Source organism: Paenibacillus sp. MAH-35 (assembly GCF_058135425.1).
Window position 1 is genome coordinate 39,668 of sequence record NZ_JBYUPU010000009.1, and the last position, 23,559, is coordinate 63,226.

Genomic DNA, 23,559 nt, shown 5'->3' on the forward strand with positions numbered 1-23,559 from the left:
CATGAAAGAGAAGCTAAGCTTTTTTCATACGACCATCCTGATCTATATGTTTCAGTCGGGAATCGCAATTTTAAGTATGCCGCGACTGCTCGCCCAATACTTCGGCACGAACGGTTGGGTGGCCATTCTGATCGTGTCTCTGATCGTTAACGTCAACATTGTGCTCATTGCTGTTGTATATCGCCTCGGTGAGGGGAGATCGGTATTCGATATTTTGGATCAATCGATTCCGAAGTTTGTTCTGGCTCCGGTCTATCTGACGTTAGCTGTCCTGTGGGCCATACTGGGATGTCTCGTATCGAAGGAATACGTGCTAATTTTTCAGATGTTCGCTTTTCCGACGGCGTCGCCGATGGCTTTAAAGCTGATGATGGATTTCCTTGCGTTTATGTTAATCCGTAAAGGGATTTATGTCATTGCAAAAGCTTCGACCGTTTTCTTCTGGCTGATTATTTGGATGCTGCTTCTGCTCGTATATTTCTTCGACGATTTCGAGTGGGCACGGCTGACGCCGTTTCTTTTTAAGGATGGCGAAAATATGACGCTGGGGATTCTGAATCTCTTCTTCGGTTTCCTCGGTTACGAGCTCAGCATGTTCATTTTTCCTTATGCCGACCGGAAGACGAAGGTCATAAAAGCCGTATTTATCGGCAATCTGATGATTACTTTCGTTTATTTGGCTACCAATCTGGTCTGCTTCGGTTTTTACAGCCTCGATCAATTAAAAACGGTTCTGTTCCCCATCATCGATACGATGTCTTTCATTAAGCTTCCTTTTATCCAGCGTGTTGAAAATTTATTTTACGGTTTTTTTATGTTTACGACGATTTTCTCGACGATTATGTACATGTGGGCTGCCAAGGAAGCTTGCCAGCGTGTATTCAAAAAGGCGAAACCTCATACGATCGAGCTGTCGATTTTTTCGGTCGCCTACTTGATCGCCTTTATTCCCGAAGTGATGAGCGAGGTCAGACAATGGCTGCAGACACTCGGCTATTTCGAAATCGGAGTCGCGTTTGTGCTTCCCCTTGTTCTTATTGTGGTATTGCTGGCTCAACGAATGAAAGGGGATGGACGCGTGGGTAAAATCGGACGGGTTCTGTTGACGTTCTTCGCCTTAGGGGTAATAACCGGCTGCGGAAATATACGTGCGCTGGAGAGATTGGGATTTATCGAAACTCAGGGGTTCGATTTGTTGCCTGACGGGACCATGCGGATTACGAGCAGTATCCCGATTGCCGACCCCGAAGCCAATGTGGCGAGGAAAGTGTTGTCGGCTGAAGTGAAAAGCAGCAAGGAAGCCAAAATCAAGTTTTCCAGGCAAACCAGCTTGAATTTGGTCAGCGGCCAATTACGGAACATCTTATACGGACAGTCACTGGCGAAATTAGGCTTGTGGGATGAATTTGATACGTTCGGCAGAGATCCCTCTATCTCTCCTCAAGTCAAAATTTCGATCGTGAATGGGAGCGCAAGCAGCTTATTGGAGAAAAACTTCGAGCAGCACCCGAGAACGGATAAATACATCGATCGTTTATTAACCAAAGAAGCGAACGAACACGCCATCCCCAGAGTTACTTTATATGAATTTACAAGGGACTACTATGATGACGGGATCGATCCGGTCGCCCCGATCCTTCGGGAAGAAGCGGACAATATCGTTCTGGATGGCATCGGCCTGTTCAAGGACACCAGGTATATCAATAAGATCATGCCCGATGACACGTTAATCTTCGGGTTTCTGCGCGGAAGTTTCCGACGCGGTCAAATTAGCTGCGATATCGGAAAAGGCCAGGAACGCAAGGAACTCGTCATGTTTAATTCTTTGACTTCCAAAAGAAAGGTAACCGTAAGTCAAACCGAATCCGGTAACCATAAAGCTGTTATTGAAGTGAAAGTAAAAGGATCGCTTCTGGAGTACGTCGGCGATTTGAATTTGACAGAAAAAGCGGACCTGAGGCAACTGGAAAACAGGGTCTCCGCCCATCTTTCGGAGAGGGCTAACAAGATGATCCGATTTATGCAGCAAAACCGCGTCGATTCCGTCGGAATCGGCATGTATGTGAGGAACAGCATGAGCTATAGTGCCTGGAAGCAGCTCGATTGGGACCGGGAATATCCGGAAATGAATGTAACCTGCAAGATCATCTTTAAAATTAAAGATATCGGGAGATCCAAATGAAAAAAGAAGGCCCGCAGCAAAACCCACGGTTCTGTCCTTAGACTGTTTGCTTTGCTACTGATTATCGATCCGGATCAACTTAGTGTAATCCAAATTGGTTCCGATGCCGCCGTCCAGACTGGAGTTCGACATCTCGAGCGTATGACTCCCTTGCACTAAAGAGAACACCAATGATTGTCCGTCCGGAAATGTTACCTCCCCGCTGGTCGCCGGGCATTGGAGCAGCTCGGGCTGAGCGCCCCTTCCCCGAACATAAATAAAAAACGGAGCCCGCACATCTGCGTCTCTCCGTTTCTGTTTGCTTCACCGATTGCCCTATCCCGTTATTCTATACTTTTTAAGGATTCGATCATATTAATTTGGGTTACCTTTCTCCTGAGCAGCAAATTGGCCAGTATGGTAAGTACAAATGCAAAGCAAACAGCTGCCGCCACTATGAAAATGTTGAGTTGATCCGGGATTTGTTGATGGGCGCTAGAGAGCGCCTTTACAATAAGCGTGTACATATAGCCGCTAATCGGTAATGCAACTAGTACCGCAAATGTCGTTAGGATGATGTTTTCAAAAAAGAGGAGTCTGTTAATTTTATTTTTGGGATAGCCTAGTACCTTCAGTGTGGCAAGCTCCCGATTCCTTTCATACATGTTGATGGAAGATATCGTATAGATGGCGCCAAAGGAGAGTATGACGGCACAAATGATAAACATGATAAAAACAAAGCTGTTTTGCTTCAGAATATATTGAGCTGATTTCTTCAGATCCTCCTTATCCGTAATCTTGTCTACGCGAGGATCTTGCTCAAAAAAGGTACGAATGTTTACAAGATCTGCAGCGCTGCCCGCTTCAATCATAAGCGAGGTTGGATTGTAGTTGATGCCAAAGCTCTTTAAGTAGGCTGGCGTGCTATAAAACGACGGATTCGAATATTGGGTAGATATATGTAAGACCTTCATCTCGATCCTCTTCTTATTAAATTCAGGTGCTGTAAACTTGATCTGGATGAGATCCCCCTCCACAATATGGTATTTGTCGGCATAAGATTGGGGCACCAGAACGCCATGGTCTTCCAAAAAAAGTTTATTTTTATGTTCATCAAAGAAAGAAATGAGATTGTTTTCCTTGGCAGTAACCGTTAAAGTGGCCTTTTCTTTTTTATCCTCTTTGATAAGTTCAACAGGAAAAGCGGATACATCATATTTTTGTTTTATTCCGGAAGGGAGTTTGGACGCATCGGGAGATGCTCCCAGCTCATAATCCACTCTTAAATCATAAGCGTAAACCTCTTCAACCTGATTAGCTACTTGCAGCAAGGCCGCTTGCGTGCTGAAGGCATTTATTAATAAAACCGTGCTTGCCACAACACCAACCGAGCTCACGACAGCTTTTTGTTTATTCAATAAAATATTTCTCAAAATGAGTTTGTAACTGAAGGAAATACGACTCCAAATCCCCGGAATTCGTTCTATAAGAAGTGTTTTCATCTTCTTGGGCGGTTTAGGCCGCATAGCTTGAGCCGCACGTTCCTTTAATACGGTTCTCCCGCTTAAGTAACACGACAAGAGTCCAAAAGCACTGGAGAAGACAATGGGGGGAAGGATCGAGTAAAACGAAAGGACAAACTGAATGTCCGGCAACGAGTACGACCTTGAGCTCGACCCCGTTACTAAAGGAATAAATACAATATTGGCTACGAAGCAGCCTAGTAGGGAGCCTGTAATCCCCGCCAGCAAAGGGTAGCCCATGTAATGAAGCATAATCGTTCTGTCCTTTGCACCCAACGCCTTCATCATACCTACCTGATTTCTTTGCGAATCTATAATCCTCGACATGGTAAGGAATAGGATAACAGCTCCTATCAAAAAGAGAACCAAAGGGATAACCTTGCTCATCCTATTATTATTATGTATCGTTTCCTTTAGTTTCGAATAACTGAACGTCCTTTCTTTACTTACCTGGTCTACATAGGAAAGCGGTTTGGATTGTGCTTCAATGGATTTGCCTAATTGGTCCAGATCATAACCTTCTTTGGCATCGATCAGAACTTCATTATAGGAGAAGCCGTATCCCATTTCAGGCATCGTCTCTTCAGCCACATAAGCTACTCCGAAGTTTTTATGGTCTTGTATTTCATTCTTTTTGACATATTCAACATTCTCACCCAAACCGCTAATGGTAAAGGTGTAGTCTTTATTATTTGAGCTTATCCGGATTATATCGCCGACACGATACTGATGCTCTTTGGCATAATGGGAATCTAACAAAATCTCCCCTTTCTTCGACGGGACCCGGCCCTCCATCATAGCAGGCGTATTGATTTCATTCTTCACCGGTATTGAATGGATTTTTATGGAAGCTTTATACCCTTCAAACGCTTGCGTGGCGTCCAGCGTATAACGTCCTTCTATTTTCTGTATCCCTTCTATTTCGCTTAAACGAGCCACGTCCTGCTTGGATAGTTGACTGTAATACACATTCAAATCGCTTAAATTATGTGCTTTAAAATAAGCCTTCGCATAAGCATCAAGGGTACCGCTGTACGTGACCAGTCCCGCATAGAAAAAAGCTCCTACTGCAAGTACCACAACAATGGCTATGAACTGCCCTATAGATTGTCTAATATCCCTTACTAGTTTTAATGATAATTTCATCATTACCACTCAATCCCTTCCACGCTTTGCTTGACCTCATTGATCGCAACACTTTCTATCCTTCCGCTTTTGACTTTAATAATTTTGTCCGCCATCGGGGCAATGGCTGAATTATGCGTGACCAGGACGACGCACTTTTTCGTTTCCCTGTTTACATCTTGAAGAAGCTTTAGAACGGATTTGCCGGTCACGTAATCCAGAGCTCCTGTCGGTTCATCACAGAGTAAAAGTAAAGGGTTTTTGGCGACAGCTCTGGCGATTGCCACTCTTTGCTGTTCTCCGCCAGAGAGCTGGGAAGGGAAGTTTTTGATTCGATCCTTTAATCCGACTTTGTGTAAAATATCTTGAGCATCCAGATGGTTTTTACATACTTCAGCGGCAAATTCGACGTTTTCCAATGCGTTTAAATTCGGAATCAAATTGTAAAATTGAAACACAAAACCGATCTTCTCGCCGCGATACCTGGTTAATTGTTTTTCGTTGAGCCTTGTTATTTCTTGTCCGCCGACAAACACTTGGCCTGAGGTAGCCGTATCCATACCGCCAAGGATATTCAAAATCGTACTCTTGCCGGCACCGCTGGCGCCCAAAATAACGACGAATTCTCCCTCTGCTATCGAAAAATCAACACCGGCAAGCGCTTGAATGGGCACTTCTCCTATTTTGTATTCTTTCGTTACTTGCTTGAATTCGATTAACTCTCTCACTTGTACCCTCTCCCCGAATCGCAATGATCGAACCTTTTCCTAATGATCAACTTTCGTAAGTTCCCGTTTTGCCTAGCATTTCTTTTCTTGGCATGTTAGTATGTTACTCATGTAGCACACTATAATTCATGCTCCAACAACTGTCAATAACCGATCATACGTTCGATGAACGACCGGTATTGACAATTGATTGCCTATCCATTATGGTATGTTGGATCGATAACATACCGATATACTGAAGGTGGGGCAATGAACATCACTTTCGACGATAAGCAGCCGATTTTTCAGCAGGTAGCCTACATCATTGAGGACGATATTTTGAACGGCACTTTCCGTGTGGACGAGCAAATTCTTTCTGTGGCTCAGTTTTCTCAACTGTTTCATATTAATCCGGCGACTGTCGTGAAGGGGATCGGCCTGCTCGTCAATGAAGGTATTCTGTACAAAAAAAGAGGGCTTGGCATGTATGTCGCGATAGATGCAAAACAGAAGATTCAGATGAAGCGAAGAGATCGCTTCTACAAGGAATTGTTGTCCAATCTGCTGAATGAGGCCGACAAAATCGGGCTGACAACCGAAGATATCATTAACATGATCAAACAGTTGAGGAAGGAATGAACGAACCGTGAGCATAGTATTGACTTGCGACAAGGTAAACAAATCATACGGTCGAACTTATGCTTTGCGGAACCTGAATCTGCAGTTGGAGGAAAACGTCATTTACGGCTTGCTCGGGCGAAACGGCGCTGGCAAATCGACGCTGCTTAACCTGATCGCAGGGGGAATCTCCCCGAACAGCGGCTCCATCGAGGTACGAGGAACAAAGCTGGGCAAAGGAGAACTTCCGAACGATTTTTGTTTCGTACGTGAGAAAGCCAAACATTTCGGAGGAGCGCGGGTTATCGAGGTTTTGCAGTTTGCTGCGAGTTTTCATCCGAACTGGGACTGGACGTTCGCTCATGAGTTGATCCAAACGTTTCGGCTCGATCCGCACAAAAAACTCAGACAGCTATCCCGAGGCATGGAATCGCTCGTAGGAAACATCATCGGTCTGGCCAGCCGGGCGCCGCTGACGTTATACGACGAGCCGGTGCTCGGCCTCGATGTCCTGATGCGGGAACGGTTTTACAAGGCGCTTCTGGAGGATTACGCCCACCACCCTCGCACGATTTTACTGTCTACGCATCTGATCGACGAAATCGCCACGGTCGCCGAAAAGGTGTACATCATCGAAGCGGGCTCCCTCCTGCTTCATGATGAGATCGATCGCATACGTACGGCCGCTCATCTGATCCGGGGACATGCGGAAGCGGTGGCTTCGTTCACAGCCGGAAAACGGGTCTTACATACGGAACCCTACGGCCGCGGGACTCTTGCCGCTATTTACGAAACGTTAGACGATGTGGACATACAGCAGGCGCGCGAGCTGGACATTTCGATTGAGAATTTGTCACTTCAAAAGTTTTTCTCGTATTTGATCGAAGGAGGTCATTAAATTGGGCGCATGGGCCGTTCATTTTAAGGCAACCTATTTGCAAATGAGGATTTACATCTGGGGCGTCATTATTCTTATCCTTCTTGGAAGGCTGGCGGAATTCATTGTTAGCCGCTTTACAGACAGCCAAAGCAACATCCTTTCGGACGGCAACATCCTGATTCTCATCTTGCTCCTGACCGCTATTGTACTGCCGCTCCGTTATTACAAACGCATCGTGCATTTGGGCGCAAGCCGAGAGCGATATTTTATGGCCCTTCAATTCGTCTTTGCCGTCTGGGCGGCAGCCATCGCTTTGTTCAATTGTTTATGGTATGAGCTTGAAGTGGGCGTGCTCCGGAATTACACGAATACTATTGATCTGATTGAAGTCTTCCATTGGGTTGATTTCGGCTTCGCAGGTTCATTTGTGTACCAAGCCGCCTTTTATTTAATGGTAATGGCGCTATTAAGCATGCTGGTCTCCGGTTATTACCACCCTGTCGGTTGGTTGCTGTGGGTGATACTCCTCACGGCAATCCCGGTCGGAACGGCGATTCCTTCGCTGCGCGTTCATGTCGGTCATTTTTTCGAAGCCCTGTTATTCAACGGCTCGCTGCTGATTGGTGCCGGATATAACCTGCTGCTTTATTTCGTCTTCGTGGCCGGCGGCTGGTTGTTTACGCGGGGAAGAACGCACTAATAAATTCGTTAATAAGCATCCAAATCCGGACACCAAAAGAAAAGGCACAAACATTCACCCCTGCGCTCTTGTGAATGTTTGTGCCTTTTATCCGGTGGAGCACCGAACAAAGGTCTGCTGCGAGGTATCATTCTAAACGAAGCCTTTTCTACGACGAATGCCCCTATGTAAGAGGTTGCTTTTTGAGGGTTCAAAATGTCGTAGTTCGCTTTATTGCTTTAGCAAACTTTGATCAGTTGAGGAATACAACGGAAAAGACCAAAAACAGCACTACGCCAATAATTTCGATCATTCCCACCTTCATTGGCCGCATCGCCTTTCCCGCGTAGACAAATGCCCGGATCGAGGCGAACAGATACGCTATGGCCATAAGCGGATAGCCGACCGCCAAGGGTACGAGTAGCACCAGCCCGTGGTAGATCTTGGCATACATCAACCACCGTTTGCTTGTCCTTTCGCGAAATACGGTCTTCACGAACAAAGCGCTTCCGGTAAAGTACAAAAAGCTGAACAGTACGACAACCGCCATAGTCTTGTCCCACTGCCCACCACCGAACAAATAAGCTGCCGCCCCGCCGAGGGAGAAAATCAGTATCGCGCACAGGTCGTTTAGGATCTCTCTCTCCGCTCTGATCTTGGAATGCCATATATTGACGAGCAGCAGCAGGACGAGCGGAATGCCGAAGTACAGCAGCTGCGGGCAATACAGGATGGATGGAATCAAGCACAACAAGGCGGCTAAAGCATACCCGGTTCCCCACTGCATCCAAACCTTTCGGTTGGAGCTTCTCTTGACAGCCTGAAGAAACGGATAGGACGACAAATTAAAGAAACAGCCAAGCCAGAAAAAGGACAACATGCATGCCCTTCGGCGTTCCAGACATCACTCCCATGATATACGGAACGCTGACCATCGCCCAGCCTCCATGCTCGTGAGGAATAACAATCTTCCGGTCTTTCATGGAAACCTCGCTCCTTCAATGAATTCGACTAAGAAAATCTGGATAGTCGGCAGCTTTCCAATTCATCCGCCAGCACGTTGTCTATAATCTCGTTTGCAGCCAAGCGGCTAACAACAGGGGCTAGTGTAATAGCTGAATGCATGACTGCCAGGTAAAGACCCTCGATTTGATCATGACATCCAATAATAGGGTAACCGTCTTCGGGCATAGGCCGCATTCCTACCTTGATACTTTCCAGCTCCAAATACTCCCCTCCTTTTAAATGGTGACGAATGATTTCAAACGCTCGTTTTCCAATTGCCTCCGGCCCGTTTTCTTCAGACTCGTCCATATAATCTTCCGCTGCGATTAGCGTATCGCTGGTAAGCTGTCTCGCTTCAAACTTTGAATTAGAAATCAAGGTGCGGATTAACGTTTCTTTTGATTTCATGCGAACGATAATGGAAGGCGAAGGAGCGACAGGAACATTGAAGCCCAATGGCTTACAAAGCTCGGGCAAAGCTGTACCGGTTGCCAGTACAAGTACATCAGATTCAATAAAACCATTCGAGGTGTATACGCCGACAACCTTAGCGCCTTCCACTTTTAGTTGCATAACTTCCGTATCAAATAGTCTGGTTGCTCCATGTTCTTCCGCTTTCTTCACCAAAAGTTTAGTTATCCGGACAGGATCAACTGCTCCTTCTTCGTAAGCAAAGTTGGCTTCCTCCGGATATTCCCTCAAATTAGGTTCTAATGCTAGGATCTGCTGCCGATTCAGTTTTTGTATACGAGACTCCTCCATATTTGCAGGAACTCCCCATGATAGCGCTCCGTGCCAATTTATATTTAGTTCAGGCAGCTCTTTCTCTAACTCGTAATATTCGGCTAACGCTGCATCATATAGATGCCGAAATTGGTTTAAGACTCGACCGGACAGATTAATCCAAGCGAAAGATTTCTCGGTTACTTCACACGCTGCCGTTGAATTACGTTCGATCAAAGTGACATCCTGCTTCCGCTTGGATAAGTAATAAGCCATGGATGCACCAACGATACCTGCGCCAACGACTACAATTTTTTGTTTTCCGATGATGTACGCCTCCTGTAAACCTATTTAGAAATATCTTTCAACTGAATATAACCTATCGCAGGCCATATGGGGAAGTATCCTAAGTGTGGCAGTAAAAAGTTGGGATGATGGACACTGATGCCAGTGATTTTTATGTGTTAGAATAACCAGAAAAGATAGAGAGAGCAATTAACAGGTATAGGAAGAGAGGATGAAACTTATGTATGAGCGCTTGGCTGACAAGCTGAGGACTACCTCCGCTTTAAAATGGTTTACTGACCACGGGGCGGAAGAGAGCTGGATCGTGGAAGTGGAAGAGGAATTAGGATTCAGCCTGCCTCCGTCTTACCGCTGGTGGCTGGTTCATTACGGAAATGCCCGGTTGAACGGCGGGGATATTCTGACGATCTCTGCTCCGGAACATAGAGAGTATGCCGACACCGACCTTCTTTATATACATAGGTTGAATAAAGCCGAGGAGTGGTGGGTAGCCCGGTTTCCCCACAGATTGGACTTGTTCGTTCCGGATAGTGACGAGCTTTATTTTTTTGATACGTCTGCCAGAGATGAGCAGGGTGAGTTTCCTGTTATGTGTTATGATCTGATGAATGGAATAATCGATACTTATGCCTTGACGTTTGCGGAGTTTTTAGAACAGTTGATCGACGAGCGTTCATAAATAAAATAAGCCGCAGTATTTTTCGAGTATTCCCCATAAACCGCAGCCACGATCATTTACTTCCATCCATGATTTCGGGCGTACACGAAACACGCCACAGAAGGAACCTCCTGTGACGTGTTTTCGTTATCCAATCATTCCATTCTTCACTCATCGGCTACGGGCACATCTCCGGTTCGGGCGATTACGGGTATCATCATGCACTGTCGAACCATAACGGCATTTTGATGACCGTTCGCTTATCCCTAGCATTCAAGCTTTATTACTTCGTCGTCGCTTTTAGTTCATCGAGCTTTTTATTGATTGACTCCTCCATATTTCTGAGACCGGTATTTGGATCGACCGCTCCGGTAAATACCTGGAGGAGCGGCGTCCAAAGATTGGCTTGAACGCTGCCCGAATGCTTCGATAACGGAGCCGGACCGGCCGGTTTCGTCGGCAATGCGGCCTTGGCGTTTTTGCCCTTGAGCTCGGGTATATCCGCGCCGAACACGTCATTAACGGCGGGGTCCTGCAGCGAAGACATCGTTCCCGATCGCGACAGCATCGTCTGGAATTCACTCGACAACAAATACTCGATTGCCCGGAAAGCTTCTTTATGATGCTTCGTGCTGGATGTCAAGCCGATATACGTCGACGGAGATTGCGATCCTACGCCCGGCTTGGAAGGGAACGAAGGAAGTTGGGCGTAATCCATATCGAACAACCCTTTGATGGCCGAAGGCGGATAAAAGGTCGTACCGTTCATGGCCGTTATGCCCTGCTCTCCGAAGCGCTTCCAATCCATAACATCTTTCGCCTCTTCGGTTCCCACTTCATTCCCGGTGATTTGATAAAACCGCGCAAAGTTTCGGACCAGATCCCCCCACTGGTCCGTGTTAACGCTTGCACGTTCCGTTTTCGGATCGACCGTGCCAAGAGACAGCTGATTGTAATCGATAATATGAGCCGAGAAGTCGATCCCCCTGTACTTCACGCCGTTTTCCTGACGCGTCATTTTGCGTGCAAGCTCGTACACTTCATCCCAAGTCATTCCGTCTCTCGGCGGCGTTACCCCGAACTTGTTGAACAAGTCCTTGTTGTAATGGAGTACGACGTTTCTCATCGACAACGGCAAACCGGTTATGCCCATGTTGAATGTATCCTTCATTACCTGAATCGGTCCGGGATGCAGCCGGCTAACGTCAAATTTGAATTCGTTGATTAAGGCGGACATATCGTAGGCAAGACCGAACTGCGCCAAATCCCGAGGGTAAGCGACTGGATCGCTGAAAAAGATATCGATCGGCATGCCGGTAGTGACGATATTGGCTGCCGTCATGTTGCCGTATACTTTAAAGCTCATATGCGGATATTTTTTTTGCAGATGTTTCCCGTAAGTCTCCATGAACTGCTCCTCGGAAACATAACGCCCGCCGTAAATCGTCAATTCGACCGGTTCCAATTTTTCTTCGGCGGGTGCGGGCGCCGCTCCCTTCGTGTTGTCTCCGGCGCCTTCGCCGCCTGACGAACAAGCCGATACGCCAGCCGCTAATATCAGTGCGGCTATCGGTAAGGAAAACCTTGCTTTTCTGTTTTTCATCCCCTGTAATCTCCTTTGTCAGTCGGTGATTTGTTCCCATTTATCGTTTACAAAATTCCGTATGGATTGGCTCTCTGTACTTGATCCCACCGGCCAGGCGTCCTCTAAAGCGGTGATTGCGGATACCTCCCCCTTTTCTATATAATAATCTCACCACAAGGAAAGCATATGTGGCTATATAAACAGAGTAATAGAAGTGAGCAGTCAAAACGTCACTTTTTGTTTGTTTGATGTTCGATTTTTTTAGTATTTTGTTTATTTTTGTTCGATTCTTAGTGTTCCGATCAAGGGAGGGAACTGCAGTGTCGCGTTTTCCGGAATTTCAGGACGGGCTAAAGTTCAACAAGTTCGGCAAAGACGATCTGCCTCTCTATGTCGTGATCAGCCGGTTGACGAAAAACTACCGACTTCATTACCATAACTTTGCCGAGCTTTCGCTTGTGATCGGAGGCAGCGGAGAAGAAATTTTGAACGGCAAAAGCCACGACTTGACGCTGGGAACCGTATCGTTCTTGCTGCCGAACCATATTCACGAAATTATCATTCCTCCCGGAACCGTTCTTACGAAGTATTGCTGTATGTTCGATATCAATATCGTGTTGTCCGACACGCACGATCCCGGAATCCTCAACAAAATTCTCATGATCGGAAGCGAACTGCCGTCGCGCTTCGACTTGGCCGAGGAACAAAGGGAGCATTTTACAAAGCTTATCGAGGATATTTTCCGGGAATATCACTCGAACCGTCTGGGCAAAAACACCGTCATTAAATCGAAGCTGTCGGAAGCCTGCGTGTTTTTGCTGCGCACGGTTCAAGAGCAGGAGCAGCCCCATGTCGTATTGAATAAGGACAAGACCGGCACCGTCATGGAAATGCTTAAATACATTCATCTCCACTATACCGAGGAATTATCGCTGTCCCAGCTATCCGAATTGCTGGACCGCAATCCGAGCTACTTGAGCAGTATTTTCAAACGCCACGTCGGTCAATCTTTTGTCGGATACGTGCACGCTCTCCGGATTGGCCGGGCGGCCAGCTTGATCGTCACGACGCCGATGACCATTTCCGAGATCGCCCTGGAGGTCGGGTTTGACAACTTCCGCACGTTCTCGAAAGTATTTAAAGAAATAAAAGGCGTCTCCCCGCAAGATTTCCGTCGTCAATCCGCTCCTTTGTAAAAGGGGCTGTCTCAATAAAAGGACCTCAGCCCCCACTTTACAGTGGAATTTGAGGTCCTTTCGGTTGGACATTTTCACAAAGAGAGTTACTACGAAATATGAGCTATTGCGTCAATTTGTACCATGAAGCCCATATTATTGGCAGGCGCAATTGTTCTTGCGGGATACGGTTGCGAAAAATATTCTTTATAGATTTCGTTGAAAGGATCGAATTCCGCACCTTCACTAAGAAATACGGTTACTTTGACTACGTCGGATAACTTCGCTCCGGATGCCTCTAAAATTGCTTTAAGATTGTCGAGAGTTCTTCTTGCTTGTACCTCCAGAGTATTTCCAACTCTCTTACCCGTTTCAGGATCAAACGGTCCTTGCCCAGCCACATACACTACATGGCCAACCTTTATTGCTTGAGAATATGGCATGCCTCCGGGTATTTGCGCTTCATTTGTGAATATTACTTCTTTCATCGATTACCCTCCTCATTTCATTATTTGGGGATCTTAATTAAATCAGATAACTCGATTTCATCTAAAGAATTTACTCGCAAGTCATATTGCTGAAAAGTTAATCTTTTAGTAACTTCATTTGGAACTATCACACAATAGATCCCAGCTCTTTTTGCAGCTATTAATCCCGTCGGTGAATCCTCAATCGCAATGACATGAGAAGGTTCTAATTTCATTTTCTCTAAAACATGTAAATATAGATCAGGATTCGGCTTCACATGATCCACATCTTCTGCAGTTGCAAGATGTGTAAAATAGTGGATGATTTCAAATCTTTTTAAAAGATCTACTATTCTTTTTCGAGGTGAACTAGAAGCCAATCCAATCTGGATGTTCATTTTTTTTGCGGATTCTAAATAGGAATAAACTCCGGGAAGCAAGTTTTCATTTCCTATTTTTTTCTCATACCTAATCTTTTTATGTTTTTTAAGTTCGATTTTATCAATTTTGCACTGTGTATATTCAATAAGATAATCATAGGGATCAAAATTGTTTTTGTTACCACCGATTCTTCTTTCCCACATTTCAAGTGGCAGTTTAACTCCGTATTCTTCAAATATATCTTCAAAAACCCTGAATTCTATAGTTTCCGTATCAAGAATTACACCATCAAAATCAAATATGATTCCCTTTATCATACGAAGCGCCTGCTTTCTCATATCAGGTAAAAAAAGGATTCACTCGGATGCATTATCCATATTTTAACACAAATCATTCCTGCTATCTCGCACTTTGTAGTATTTAAAAAGTAATTGGATTGTACGATGTATCGTTTTTCTGTTTTAATCCGTTTATAGAGTATAAGATCCATTAAAAATCGAAGGGAGGAAAATGAAGATGAAGATATTAAATCGAATCAACACCTGTTTCATTCATTTGAAGGACTTCAATACAACGAAGGAATGGTACAAGATGGTGTTTCCTTTTGAGATAGCAGCAGAAGGTGAGGATTTCCTTGAGTTCAAGATGGTAGGAACGGGCCTGATCTTGTTACAGGCGGATCATAAGGACATAACACCGCTGCCGTATTCAGTCTTTTTCTTTGAAACACCCGATGTGGATCAAGCCTTTCAGGAGTTAACCCGAAAAGGTGTGAAAACAGACGGAATCAAACCGTTTCCAGATGGGATGCGGGGTTGCAATATCTACGATCCTGAGGGCAATATGCTGCTGATTTGCACGCCGCCTAGCGATTAAGATCATACATCATTTGAACCCGTAGCTGCGTTAAACTGCTTCGTGAATTAAACAAAGGCAACCGATCATTCTGGCCGGCTGCCTTCGTGTTGTCTTATGTAGATTATTCTTTGTCAAAGTAATCATCCGGCAAATTCAATTCTTTCAAACAACCTATAAATTTTTCACTGAAATTAGTATTGTTCTTATATTCCGGCCAGGCCGCCTTATAAATAGGCAATAACTGCTCATGAGGGATAACGCCCCAAAATAAAATCGAGTTTTTCAAAATCTCCTTGTCGCCCGCCATTAACATCTGTTCAATGATCTCCCAACTTTCCGATTTGTTATTGCAATAACGTGTGGCATAGATTGCGGCAGTTTGTATATTCGAGTCGGTGTGGCACAAAAAGCGCGCGAAGTTTTGGAGTGTAATCTCACCGGTAGATTCCAAGACATACCCCACATGGCGTAACGTTTCCGGGTCGTGGACCTTGTCAAGATTTTGCAATATCACTTTAATAAATTCCGCAATATCAAAAGATTTACCATACCAGTTCAAAATCATTAAAGCTTGTAGAGAATCCTCATTTCTTTCAGAATGCAACAGTTCTAAAAGAAAGTCTCTTCCCTCGTCAAAAGAGGTTTTGCAGATTAGTTGAATGGCTTTGGTACGCTCATTTTGTCTTTGCTCAGCAACGCTTTTTAAAAAATCAATGGTCGGCTGCGAAATTTTCTTAAATTTGAACATACTATCAAGCGCTTTTAATTTGACTTCTTCGTTTGGGACATTTTGATAAACCTGTAACAACGCCTTTTCATCGCCTGGCATTCTGCTGCCAAACCACGAGATGTCATAATCCAGAATCATTTCCTCCAGCCAGCGCTCATACCAGTCCAGAAAGTTATCTTCATAAACAAAGAAAAAGGGATGATCCGGATAAAAATCCGAAGTGTAAACGATTTTCCCCCTGTGTTTTCCTTCAAGTACGAGATACATATCGTATTCGCAACCTTGTGTGCCAATGCACAACATGCCACCTAGTACTCTATCGCGGGCGGCGTCGTATTCCAGGTCGGAGATGTCCTCATCCTGGATCAGGGGCTCGATCAGATGGTTCCATTCCGCTTTTGTCATTCCGGGGTGCAGAACGCATTTTGTTGGGAGTGCATTTTTATCGGTATAGGAAGTTGCCTTTTCAAGCGAGTATATCCCGTAATACGGCCCGGCACCTCCATTGCCGACTTTCGTTAAAAACTGCGTAAAAGGCTCCGGGAGTGTGACTTGATTTTTTGCTTGCCAGTCCGCAAGCTCTTTTACCGCAAGCTTTTCATTAACCCTGTATTGGTGTGAGGATGATCCAAACACCAAAAAATCCGTATCTTTGCGCATGGCCTTTTCGAGTTTGTTTTTTATTCGATCGAGCTGCGTTTCTTTTTTCCAAAACACCATCTTGAATCCCCTCCGTTGATTATAGCCGGGCTTCCTTCGTTTGCTTATCCAGCAATCTCAGCAGATACGGAAACCGGTATTCACCGTACATACTCTGTATGTGCTCGGCGGCGACTTCTAGCTCCATGCCGACAGAGGATATATACAAAGGCTTGGAGCTGTTGCCTCGGTAAACCTTTTTGACAAAGGTTTCGTTGTCGTGAAAGGCACTTTTTGCAACACCGATCACTGGAATTGTTCCTGAAAAATGGGTGTACACATAGTGTCCAAGCCCGGGCTTTTTCTCATTGTTCAAGTAAACGTAGCCATCCACAACAATCGTATGGATTCGGTTTATATCCGTAAATTTCAACAATTCCTGTATGCAAGGAAGCTCTCGTTTATAGAAAAATCCCGTTTCGTATTCTTGAGGATTTTCCGTATATGACGTGATGATTTCGAGTGGATTAGAGTCTTCCCAGCTATAAAAAATAACCCCCACAGATTTCGCTTTATTTTCCTCATAATACACATCGACAGCGATGATCATGGATAGCGATTCCTTCCTTGAAGCACATTTTAAGCTATAGATTAGATTGCCATTATATCACATCGAATTTTTCTGCCGCAGACGTAACACAGAAAAAATCTCCACCCATGCAAAAAACCGGCTGCTCCAGGGCAACCGGATGCTACAATATTCGATTCCACTATCCAGAGACTTTCTTTGACTGTGACATAATCCGGTTTTGTATCATGGAACTATTTCAAAAATGGTACCTTGGTTATAGTCCGTCACTTTCATAGAGCCATATACGCCTAAATAGAGTCTGGTTTGATCCAGATTCGTTCCCAAACTAACATAATAAGCGGATTGAGATCCAAAATTATAATCGGTATCAATAACACTTAAATCACTTAGCTTACAATCTGGTCTTACCCTGGTATAAGCTAAAACCCCTCTAACCGGAGGTTGAGACCCATCATTCCGGGCAAGATCGGTAAACACACAACTTCCCGTCAAATCGGGGATTCCATTCCCCATATACGCCTGGACTCCTGTAAGTGCAGTCCCTCCAAATTTATCCGGACGGGGATCTTTATGAAAATAACTGGTTAAAGGCTGAAGACGTCCTACTGAAGTTTTTACGGCGTCATCGTAATAAGCAATTGTTTTCTCATCCAAAGTCGGATTTGCAGAGCAAGCCTTAATAATGGAAGTAGGAAAGGCACCTTCCCATCCTCGCCAGCCCAAGTTAATAAATCCTTCTTGGTCGGGTTCAGAGTTCATTATAGAAGCTTGAATAAACTGAGTAACCGGTATGGGTTTATAAGGAACGAACGAATAAATCGATTCTACCAAATCCTGTCCGACATTCCCCACATACTTGATATATTGATCATAAACCTTTTGAAATGAAATACCTGGTATATTGCGAACCCCTTTGGCAATAACCGTAAGCGTTTCCTGAATAGGTGCGGGAAGTTCATTAAAACGCGTGACTACGGGCGGGTTAATAAACATTGTATTCTTAGCTACATCAATCTCAATTATTTTACCGGCGATTTCCATGTCGTCCTGGCTTAAATGAAATGGATCATAGCCTGATCCCCCATCTCCGGTCGTTACAACAAGGTTTCCTGTTTCAGGTGAAAAGTTTAAGCTGTTGACACCGTTATGATTTAAAAACGGTCTTCTTAAGTTAAGCAATGTTCGTCGTCTTTGAGGTTGACCCTTCGATTGTAAAATCCATTCTTCGACTGTATCTATATGATCATATTTAGTTTCTCTGTTTGTCCACCTTAGGTTTAAAGTTGCGGGATCACACGGGTTAGGATGAAAAGGTTCGGGAAGAGCACCCGGACCTTGTGTTCCAGCTGCTGAATAATGTAGATAGAACAGACCGTTATAATAAAACTCGGGATGAAACGCCAGCCCTAGCAATCCCCGCTCATCATATCCGCCACCGGCACCCAGTTTGATAATACGCGAACGAATATCTAAAAAAGTATTTATTACCCCATTTCCTGTGTAAAAGATCTCTCCTACCTGGGTTGCAATAAATAATCTTTCCATGGAATCGCCTGGAAGTATAGCTGCTTTCAGAACAGTGGGTAAATTGATCTTACTTACAATAGGCCGTAAACGAACCTTAACTTTTTTCAACTAACTTTACACTCCTTCTTATTGCTTTTTTTAAGAATATGATCAGAACTATTCTAGTAGTACACGACTAGGGCGCAGGTCCTGTGTAAGGGTTACTTCAATGAAACAGCAAAGAGGAGCTGATCTTGAGGCAGCTCCTCTCTATCGTTCTCCGCTAGTTTATTTTATGCGTTCATTCCAAGCCCAGCCGGTTCAGCCTCCACCACCGCAACGGCCCGAACCGGGGACCCGTCGCCACAGACGATACGCAGAGGAAATCCGTAAAACATAAAGTCGGTTCCGCCGGGAAGACGATCCAATCCTTGCAGTCCCGTATACGTCACAATTCCGATAGCAAGCAGCGCCCGCTCCAGATCTTCAGACAGTTCGCCGCCAACGAACGGTGGTCGCAATGCAGCGAGTCGGTCCAAGCATTCTAGCCCGACGGATTCGGAGAAAAACAGCCCCCGGCCTTCCGGCCAAGCCGGGTCTTCGATCCGTACTACGCGCGATACACCGAAAAATCGCTCCAGTGGCAGCTCATCCAATGTCGCGGCACCGGGATGCATGTGCGAAGGCACATCCACGTGTGTTCCAGTATGGCTGCCCATCGAAAGCTGCCGCAGTTCCCAGGTGTGACTCTCATACGTGTGCGCTATCTTGACTTTCACCTCCGGATCGCCGGGATAAACGGGCATGCCGTCCGCAATCGGCATGGACAAGTCGATCACTCTCATTCAGGCGCCTCCTTCCTCCGAGTTCCACATCGAACTATTAAGAGTGCTATTTATTGGTTTTTCAATTCGTCGGAGAAGAACTTATACCTTCTTATATTACGACGAAAAACGGGCCCCGTCATGAGCCCGTCTTCCTCCTAATCTTGATTACGCATAGCTTTCCAAAAAAGGTTCGAGTACGGTTAGCGCTTCATGTTGCAGCGGGCTGCCAACCCCATAAAAGAATCCGTGCTCGGCTTCCGGAAACAACACGACCTCCGAACGTTTGGACAACTGCTGAAGCTTTTCGCTCATTTCATAAATGAAGGAATGCGGGAAAAACTTCTCCTTGCCTGCAAGTATAAACAGAAAGTCAGCTGCCTCCCCTTCCACATATGCCATCGGAGAAGCATCGCGAAAGAGCGGACTCTCTTCCTCGTAGGTGACGCCAAGCATATTCTCAATATCGCGCTTGATGCCTTCGTGCATAGGTTCCCACTTCTCCAAGGTGGCCGGTCCATTGATGGACACGCAAGCGATTGGCCGGAGCCATGGTACCGTCGGTTCAATGCCCCGATTCCATACCGCCGGATCGGTCAATGCCAGCATGGAAGCGAGATGCGCGCCTGCAGAGCTTCCAAGCACGATCACCCGGTCGACCTCCAGCTCCCGCTCCCGGATATAAGAGAGAAACCGGTCATACCCGATCGCGACATCCCCCATTTGCTCCGTAAAATGAACATGGGGCGCAAGCCGGTAGCCTGCCGAAGCGCATACATAGCCTTTGCGTGAAAAATAATACAAGTGCCGGTGAAAGCCGTCCCGCGCCCCCGCTCTCCAGCCGCCGCCATGAATGTAGAAGAGGGCGACTCTCCGGGTAACCTGCGTCGGACAAACGATATCGACGGCCCGTTTCAATACGATATCCTCATCATAATAGCGGGTAATTAATTCCAATCGGCTACACCTCCCATCCTAACCTTCACACGATCAGATCAAACCGTTCAATTCCGGCAAAACGAAATGCTGAACATATTGCCTCAACTCGACATAAGGCCGGATGTCGTTCACGTCGGCAATCGTATACACGAGCGGGGAGTAGATCTCATAGCTTTCCCCGTTCGCGGGCGATTTCCCGCACGGCCACATATCCACCGTTACGACCGACGCGGCTGAACCCGCCTTCATAGCGCTTGTTAGGACGGAGAACTCCGTATTGCGAAACGAGTTGCCATGCCCGTAATGCTCGAATTCGAAAGTTTGTCCGCTTCCTTGCAGCGTAATCGCGGTGAAGGGTGTACGCCCGATCGTCTTTTGACGCAGCATCCAGCATACGACCACCCATTCGCCTGCTGCGACCGTAATATCGAACGGCTCCGTAATGCGGCGGTTTGCGGCCGTCCCGATCACAGGCGGTTTAGCAGGCGCAGCATCGTTCCAGACCGGTTTTTGCAGCAGCTGCGGATCGAAGCGGTCGCTTCGGAAATACGGTGTCGTCGCATTATTGTTTAAAAATTTCTCCGTATTGTTAATCCCTGGCATCACAAATTCCATCTTATTCGTTTGCTGCGACCAATAAGGATCGCTGCATCTGCCGTTGAGCGACTGACTGAGAAGCACCCGGTGTGTGGTCTGCGGCCGGGACATAAAGTTTTCTCCGATATCGAAAGGCCCATTGTTACGATGCACGTAAATAATAGCCTCGCCCGTATTCGCTTCAAAATAATTGTTTTTGATCGTCAGCCCGCGCTGGCCGCCCGAAATACGGATCGTGTCTCTCTGCCCTTCCAGAATATTGCGGCAAATGGAGATGTTGTGGCCCGAAATATGAATACCGCCCGTACCTGTGCTTTTTCCGTTGTTGCCTCCTTCATTATAATCATAAACAAATCCGTTCCATGCCGTGGAATCGATCGTCCGTGCAATAAAGTCATTGTGCATCGTCGCACAATTCTGAATCCGAATAACGCCCATCGCAGAAAAACTGGTACCGCTGGAAGCGGAGCTCGCGTATAACTCAAACGCTTTCCCGAATTTTCCGACGGATACGTGCTCGAATACGAACTCCCTTCGGAATTGCCCTTCCCCGCCCACATCGAAGCCAAAGCAGCGTTCTGCCTTCAAGCTTTGCACACCTGACGCTTTCTTTACATTCGTAACGAAAGTCAACCGGCTTGCCGCAAATCCGTTCAAATTGTACGCATGGGACAACCAGACGCAATCCCCGGCATGATCGGCCAATATTGTAGACGGAACGGTATGGTCGAAGCGGTGCTCCCCTTCCCGGTGCAGATGTTGGATACTCCGTTTCCCCGTACCCGATAACATCACATTCCGGTGTTTGACGATCAGCTTCGATGTCGTTCGATACGTGCCGTCAGGGAAAAATACGATTCCGCCTTCCGGCATACCATCCATAGCCGCCTGAATCGCTGCGGTGTCATCGGTCAAGCCGTCGCCGGCGGCGCCGAACCATTTCACATTTACGCCGCGGCCTTCGTGAATTCGTTTGAACCGGGCGCCGTATGCCGTGACGACGACGGTTCCCGTATTGTCCGACGTGGTCGTATCGAGCGAATCGTAGCGAAAGATGCCTTCCTTGCCTTCATCCGTTACGACATACAGATCGGCGGTTGGCGCAGCGGCCATCAAGCGAAGCTCCTGTATCGTAATCGTCTGTAAGCACGACTCATCCAGCATCGCAGCCATCAGGGGAGGAGCGAGATCTTGAATCATGGGAGGGACCTTTTCCTCGACGACTTGCTCGGCGACGCTGCGAATCCCACCCGCATTGCCGCCATTGTTCTTGAAGACCGAGCCATATACCGAATCGGACACATTCCCTTGCGGTTCCGGGTCCAATGCCCGGGCATGAAGCAAGCCTCCTACAGCAAACGAGGCTCCGGCTGCCCCCATGGAAGCAAGCAGCTTCCTCCGGCTTATCGAGTCTGAACGGTTTGGATGTTCCTCATTCATAGGTTCTTCCTCCCTAACATCGCTTTATAAATGGAACTGCGCGGAGTCCTTCGTTTTCATAACCCGATCCGTTATTTGTTCTTCTCCGTCGCAACCAGCTTGTTGATCTCTTCCTCCGCTTGACTAAGCGCCGTATTCTCGTCAATCGCACCGTTTACGTACTCTCTGAATTTGTTCACGAGGATGCCCTCCGCTTTCCCCCGAAACGGCGAAGCGACCGGGTACGCAACGGGAATGCTTTTAAAAATGCTTGGTAAGCGTTTACTTTTCAAGTCGGGATTGTCGGCTCCGAGCGCTTGCTTCACTTGATCGCTCTTCAGAGGAGACAGTCTTCCTTTTTTGGACAAGGCTAGCTGCACTTCCTCCGAAGTGATCAGCTCGATCGCTTTTACCGCATCGTCCCGGTGCTTGCCCGTTTTGGTTGCAACCATGACGTATACGCTGGCGTTGCCGTACGTATTCGGCTTTTCCGTATAGCTCGGATACTGCGCGACATCCCAGTTCAGCCCTTCTTTCCCGGCAGCCGATAATTGGGTCAGTATGTTTAAATCGAGCAGCACGGCCAACGTTTTGCTTTTCATGAACTGATCTTTCGGCGAAGCCGTTATGAAGCCGTTGCCGGGAATTTCATATATCGATTTGGCCAGCTTGAACACTCTGCTCCATTTGTCGTTATGGACGCTCGCTTTATCCGTTTTCGGATCGATGGCCGCGATCGATAACGGCTGCGACATCCAGATCACGGTACTCCCCGGGTCCAGTCCGCGGAACCCCGTACCTCCTTCCAGCCGCGTCACTTTTTTGGACAAATCGATGAGCTGCTCCCAATTCATCCCATCCGTCGGATAAGGCGCTCCGAATTTATCGAAGATGTCTTTGTTGTAGTACATCGCGTGGTAGTTCACATTAATGGGCAGTCCGTACATTTCCCCTTTATCCGAAGCGTTCTTCACATCGGTGATGTATCCGGGCTCGAAACGGTTAAGATCGATATTGGATGTTTGGAACAGCGGCGTCATATCGGACACGAGTTCTTTTTCTTTATACGAAGCCAGATTGCCGTTGAAGGTAACGATGAGATCCGGAATGGTTCCGGCAGCCATCAGCGCATCAAGTGACGTACCCGCGCCCTCCGGATTGTAATTCAGCGTAATATGCGGGTATTTCTTTGCCAAAAACGATTGGACAACATTTTTAAACTCCTCGTCCAGAACTGTACTGGAGCCTTGGCTGGCCACCTGCAGCGTTACCGGATCGGCCTTGGCCGGCGGCGGCTTCTGTTGCTCGCCAGGCTCTCCTTGCTCGGATGCTGTTTGGCTGCAGCCGGTCAACAGGAGTACGCCGATACCGGACAGAAACAAAAACGTTTTCATTTTCATGGGGGACACCCTTCCGAATTGTTTTTTCAACCGCTATATTAGTTCAACTTATATAGTTGAAG

General features: G+C 46.5%; 20 protein-coding genes and 1 pseudogene. 7 read left to right on the forward strand and 14 right to left on the reverse strand.

The annotated features are described in order from the left end of the window. Window position 1 precedes the first annotated feature (1 nt). On the forward strand, window positions 2-2,182 hold the full coding sequence (locus AC3Y2E_RS11835; protein ID WP_379210394.1) for a Ger(x)C family spore germination protein: 2,181 nt from the start codon (window positions 2-4) through the stop codon (window positions 2,180-2,182). 323 nt (window positions 2,183-2,505) lie between these two features. Here AC3Y2E_RS11835 and AC3Y2E_RS11840 read toward each other — a convergent pair whose 3' ends face one another. Next, on the reverse strand, window positions 2,506-4,833 hold the full coding sequence (locus AC3Y2E_RS11840) for an ABC transporter permease (RefSeq protein ID WP_379210396.1): 2,328 nt from the start codon (window positions 4,831-4,833) through the stop codon (window positions 2,506-2,508). Next, window positions 4,833-5,537 (reverse strand): ABC transporter ATP-binding protein, encoded by a 705-nt coding sequence (locus AC3Y2E_RS11845; protein WP_379210398.1) that lies wholly within the window; start codon window positions 5,535-5,537, stop codon window positions 4,833-4,835. Before AC3Y2E_RS11845 ends, AC3Y2E_RS11840 begins: the two co-directional genes overlap by 1 nt. A 249-nt stretch (window positions 5,538-5,786) precedes the next feature. Here AC3Y2E_RS11845 and AC3Y2E_RS11850 point away from each other — a divergent pair, with 249 nt between their 5' ends. From AC3Y2E_RS11850 to AC3Y2E_RS11860, 3 genes are read left to right on the forward strand one after another with little or no spacing between them, the layout of a single operon-like run. Then, window positions 5,787-6,155, forward strand: a complete 369-nt coding sequence (locus AC3Y2E_RS11850) for a GntR family transcriptional regulator (protein ID WP_332073087.1) — start codon at window positions 5,787-5,789, stop codon at window positions 6,153-6,155. A gap of 7 nt (window positions 6,156-6,162) precedes the next feature. Then, on the forward strand, window positions 6,163-7,032 hold the full coding sequence (locus AC3Y2E_RS11855) for an ABC transporter ATP-binding protein (RefSeq protein ID WP_332073088.1): 870 nt from the start codon (window positions 6,163-6,165) through the stop codon (window positions 7,030-7,032). A gap of 1 nt (window position 7,033) precedes the next feature. After that, window positions 7,034-7,714, forward strand: a complete 681-nt coding sequence (locus AC3Y2E_RS11860; RefSeq protein ID WP_332073089.1) for a hypothetical protein — start codon at window positions 7,034-7,036, stop codon at window positions 7,712-7,714. 232 nt (window positions 7,715-7,946) lie between these two features. Here AC3Y2E_RS11860 and AC3Y2E_RS11865 read toward each other — a convergent pair. Together AC3Y2E_RS11865 and AC3Y2E_RS11870 are read right to left on the reverse strand one after the other, a co-directional pair. Next, window positions 7,947-8,676 (reverse strand): annotated as a pseudogene (locus tag AC3Y2E_RS11865) (YwiC-like family protein). A 28-nt stretch (window positions 8,677-8,704) separates the two neighbouring features. After that, a complete protein-coding gene (locus AC3Y2E_RS11870; RefSeq protein ID WP_379210747.1) occupies window positions 8,705-9,772 on the reverse strand; it encodes an NAD(P)/FAD-dependent oxidoreductase in 1,068 nt (355 codons plus the stop codon). Window positions 9,773-9,947: 175 nt separating this feature from the next. Here AC3Y2E_RS11870 and AC3Y2E_RS11875 point away from each other — a divergent pair, with 175 nt between their 5' ends. Further along, a complete protein-coding gene (locus AC3Y2E_RS11875) occupies window positions 9,948-10,406 on the forward strand; it encodes an SMI1/KNR4 family protein (protein WP_379210749.1) in 459 nt (152 codons plus the stop codon). 262 nt (window positions 10,407-10,668) lie between these two features. Here AC3Y2E_RS11875 and AC3Y2E_RS11880 read toward each other — a convergent pair whose 3' ends face one another. Continuing rightward, window positions 10,669-11,988: an ABC transporter substrate-binding protein gene (locus AC3Y2E_RS11880; protein ID WP_379210402.1), complete on the reverse strand. Its 1,320-nt coding sequence runs from the start codon at window positions 11,986-11,988 to the stop codon at window positions 10,669-10,671. Window positions 11,989-12,290: 302 nt separating this feature from the next. On the opposite strand from AC3Y2E_RS11880, the gene AC3Y2E_RS11885 reads away from it, so the two are divergent. Next, a complete protein-coding gene (locus AC3Y2E_RS11885) occupies window positions 12,291-13,166 on the forward strand; it encodes an AraC family transcriptional regulator (RefSeq protein WP_379210404.1) in 876 nt (291 codons plus the stop codon). An 89-nt stretch (window positions 13,167-13,255) separates the two neighbouring features. Here the strand turns inward: AC3Y2E_RS11885 and AC3Y2E_RS11890 are convergent, their stop codons facing one another. Further along, the gene (locus AC3Y2E_RS11890; RefSeq protein ID WP_379210406.1) at window positions 13,256-13,633 is read right to left on the reverse strand and encodes a RidA family protein; all 378 of its coding nucleotides are present in this window, start codon (window positions 13,631-13,633) and stop codon (window positions 13,256-13,258) included. 20 nt (window positions 13,634-13,653) lie between these two features. Next, on the reverse strand, window positions 13,654-14,310 hold the full coding sequence (locus tag AC3Y2E_RS11895) for an HAD family hydrolase (protein ID WP_379210408.1): 657 nt from the start codon (window positions 14,308-14,310) through the stop codon (window positions 13,654-13,656). 199 nt (window positions 14,311-14,509) lie between these two features. Between AC3Y2E_RS11895 and AC3Y2E_RS11900 the strand changes: the two genes are divergently transcribed. Beyond that, window positions 14,510-14,869: a VOC family protein gene (locus AC3Y2E_RS11900; protein WP_379210410.1), complete on the forward strand. Its 360-nt coding sequence runs from the start codon at window positions 14,510-14,512 to the stop codon at window positions 14,867-14,869. Between the two features lie 103 nt (window positions 14,870-14,972). Here AC3Y2E_RS11900 and AC3Y2E_RS11905 read toward each other — a convergent pair whose 3' ends face one another. The 7 genes from AC3Y2E_RS11905 to AC3Y2E_RS11935 all read right to left on the reverse strand — a co-directional run bounded on the left by AC3Y2E_RS11905 (window position 14,973) and on the right by AC3Y2E_RS11935 (window position 23,497). Continuing rightward, window positions 14,973-16,301, reverse strand: coding sequence for an SMI1/KNR4 family protein (locus tag AC3Y2E_RS11905; protein WP_379210412.1), 1,329 nt, complete (start codon window positions 16,299-16,301; stop codon window positions 14,973-14,975). Window positions 16,302-16,320: 19 nt separating this feature from the next. Further along, window positions 16,321-16,872: an endonuclease V gene (locus tag AC3Y2E_RS11910; RefSeq protein ID WP_379210751.1), complete on the reverse strand. Its 552-nt coding sequence runs from the start codon at window positions 16,870-16,872 to the stop codon at window positions 16,321-16,323. Window positions 16,873-17,034: 162 nt separating this feature from the next. After that, window positions 17,035-18,447, reverse strand: coding sequence for a PQQ-dependent sugar dehydrogenase (locus AC3Y2E_RS11915; protein WP_379210414.1), 1,413 nt, complete (start codon window positions 18,445-18,447; stop codon window positions 17,035-17,037). 164 nt (window positions 18,448-18,611) lie between these two features. Then, complete coding sequence (locus AC3Y2E_RS11920; protein WP_379210416.1) at window positions 18,612-19,163, reverse strand: cyclase family protein; 552 nt, start codon at window positions 19,161-19,163, stop codon at window positions 18,612-18,614. A gap of 147 nt (window positions 19,164-19,310) precedes the next feature. Beyond that, the gene (locus AC3Y2E_RS11925) at window positions 19,311-20,099 is read right to left on the reverse strand and encodes an alpha/beta hydrolase (protein WP_379210418.1); all 789 of its coding nucleotides are present in this window, start codon (window positions 20,097-20,099) and stop codon (window positions 19,311-19,313) included. A 33-nt stretch (window positions 20,100-20,132) separates the two neighbouring features. After that, the gene (locus tag AC3Y2E_RS11930) at window positions 20,133-22,118 is read right to left on the reverse strand and encodes a glycosyl hydrolase family 28-related protein (protein ID WP_379210420.1); all 1,986 of its coding nucleotides are present in this window, start codon (window positions 22,116-22,118) and stop codon (window positions 20,133-20,135) included. Window positions 22,119-22,189: 71 nt separating this feature from the next. Next, window positions 22,190-23,497, reverse strand: coding sequence for an ABC transporter substrate-binding protein (locus AC3Y2E_RS11935; RefSeq protein ID WP_379210422.1), 1,308 nt, complete (start codon window positions 23,495-23,497; stop codon window positions 22,190-22,192). Window positions 23,498-23,559: the final 62 nt, after the last annotated feature.

Excerpts from the sequence above, each read along its gene's own strand:
- AC3Y2E_RS11850 (WP_332073087.1), top strand. The coding sequence starts at position 5,787 with ATGAACATCACTTTCGACGATAAGCAGCCGATTTTTCAGCAGGTAGCC.
- AC3Y2E_RS11920 (WP_379210416.1), bottom strand. The coding sequence starts at position 19,163 with ATGAGAGTGATCGACTTGTCCATGCCGATTGCGGACGGCATGCCCGTT.
- AC3Y2E_RS11930 (WP_379210420.1), bottom strand. The coding sequence starts at position 22,118 with ATGAATGAGGAACATCCAAACCGTTCAGACTCGATAAGCCGGAGGAAG.
- AC3Y2E_RS11875 (WP_379210749.1), top strand. The coding sequence starts at position 9,948 with ATGTATGAGCGCTTGGCTGACAAGCTGAGGACTACCTCCGCTTTAAAA.
- AC3Y2E_RS11935 (WP_379210422.1), bottom strand. The coding sequence starts at position 23,497 with ATGAAAATGAAAACGTTTTTGTTTCTGTCCGGTATCGGCGTACTCCTG.
- AC3Y2E_RS11895 (WP_379210408.1), bottom strand. The coding sequence starts at position 14,310 with ATGATAAAGGGAATCATATTTGATTTTGATGGTGTAATTCTTGATACG.
- AC3Y2E_RS11900 (WP_379210410.1), top strand. The coding sequence starts at position 14,510 with ATGAAGATATTAAATCGAATCAACACCTGTTTCATTCATTTGAAGGAC.
- AC3Y2E_RS11835 (WP_379210394.1), top strand. The coding sequence starts at position 2 with ATGAAAGAGAAGCTAAGCTTTTTTCATACGACCATCCTGATCTATATG.
- AC3Y2E_RS11880 (WP_379210402.1), bottom strand. The coding sequence starts at position 11,988 with ATGAAAAACAGAAAAGCAAGGTTTTCCTTACCGATAGCCGCACTGATA.
- AC3Y2E_RS11840 (WP_379210396.1), bottom strand. The coding sequence starts at position 4,833 with ATGATGAAATTATCATTAAAACTAGTAAGGGATATTAGACAATCTATA.
- AC3Y2E_RS11905 (WP_379210412.1), bottom strand. The coding sequence starts at position 16,301 with ATGGTGTTTTGGAAAAAAGAAACGCAGCTCGATCGAATAAAAAACAAA.
- AC3Y2E_RS11890 (WP_379210406.1), bottom strand. The coding sequence starts at position 13,633 with ATGAAAGAAGTAATATTCACAAATGAAGCGCAAATACCCGGAGGCATG.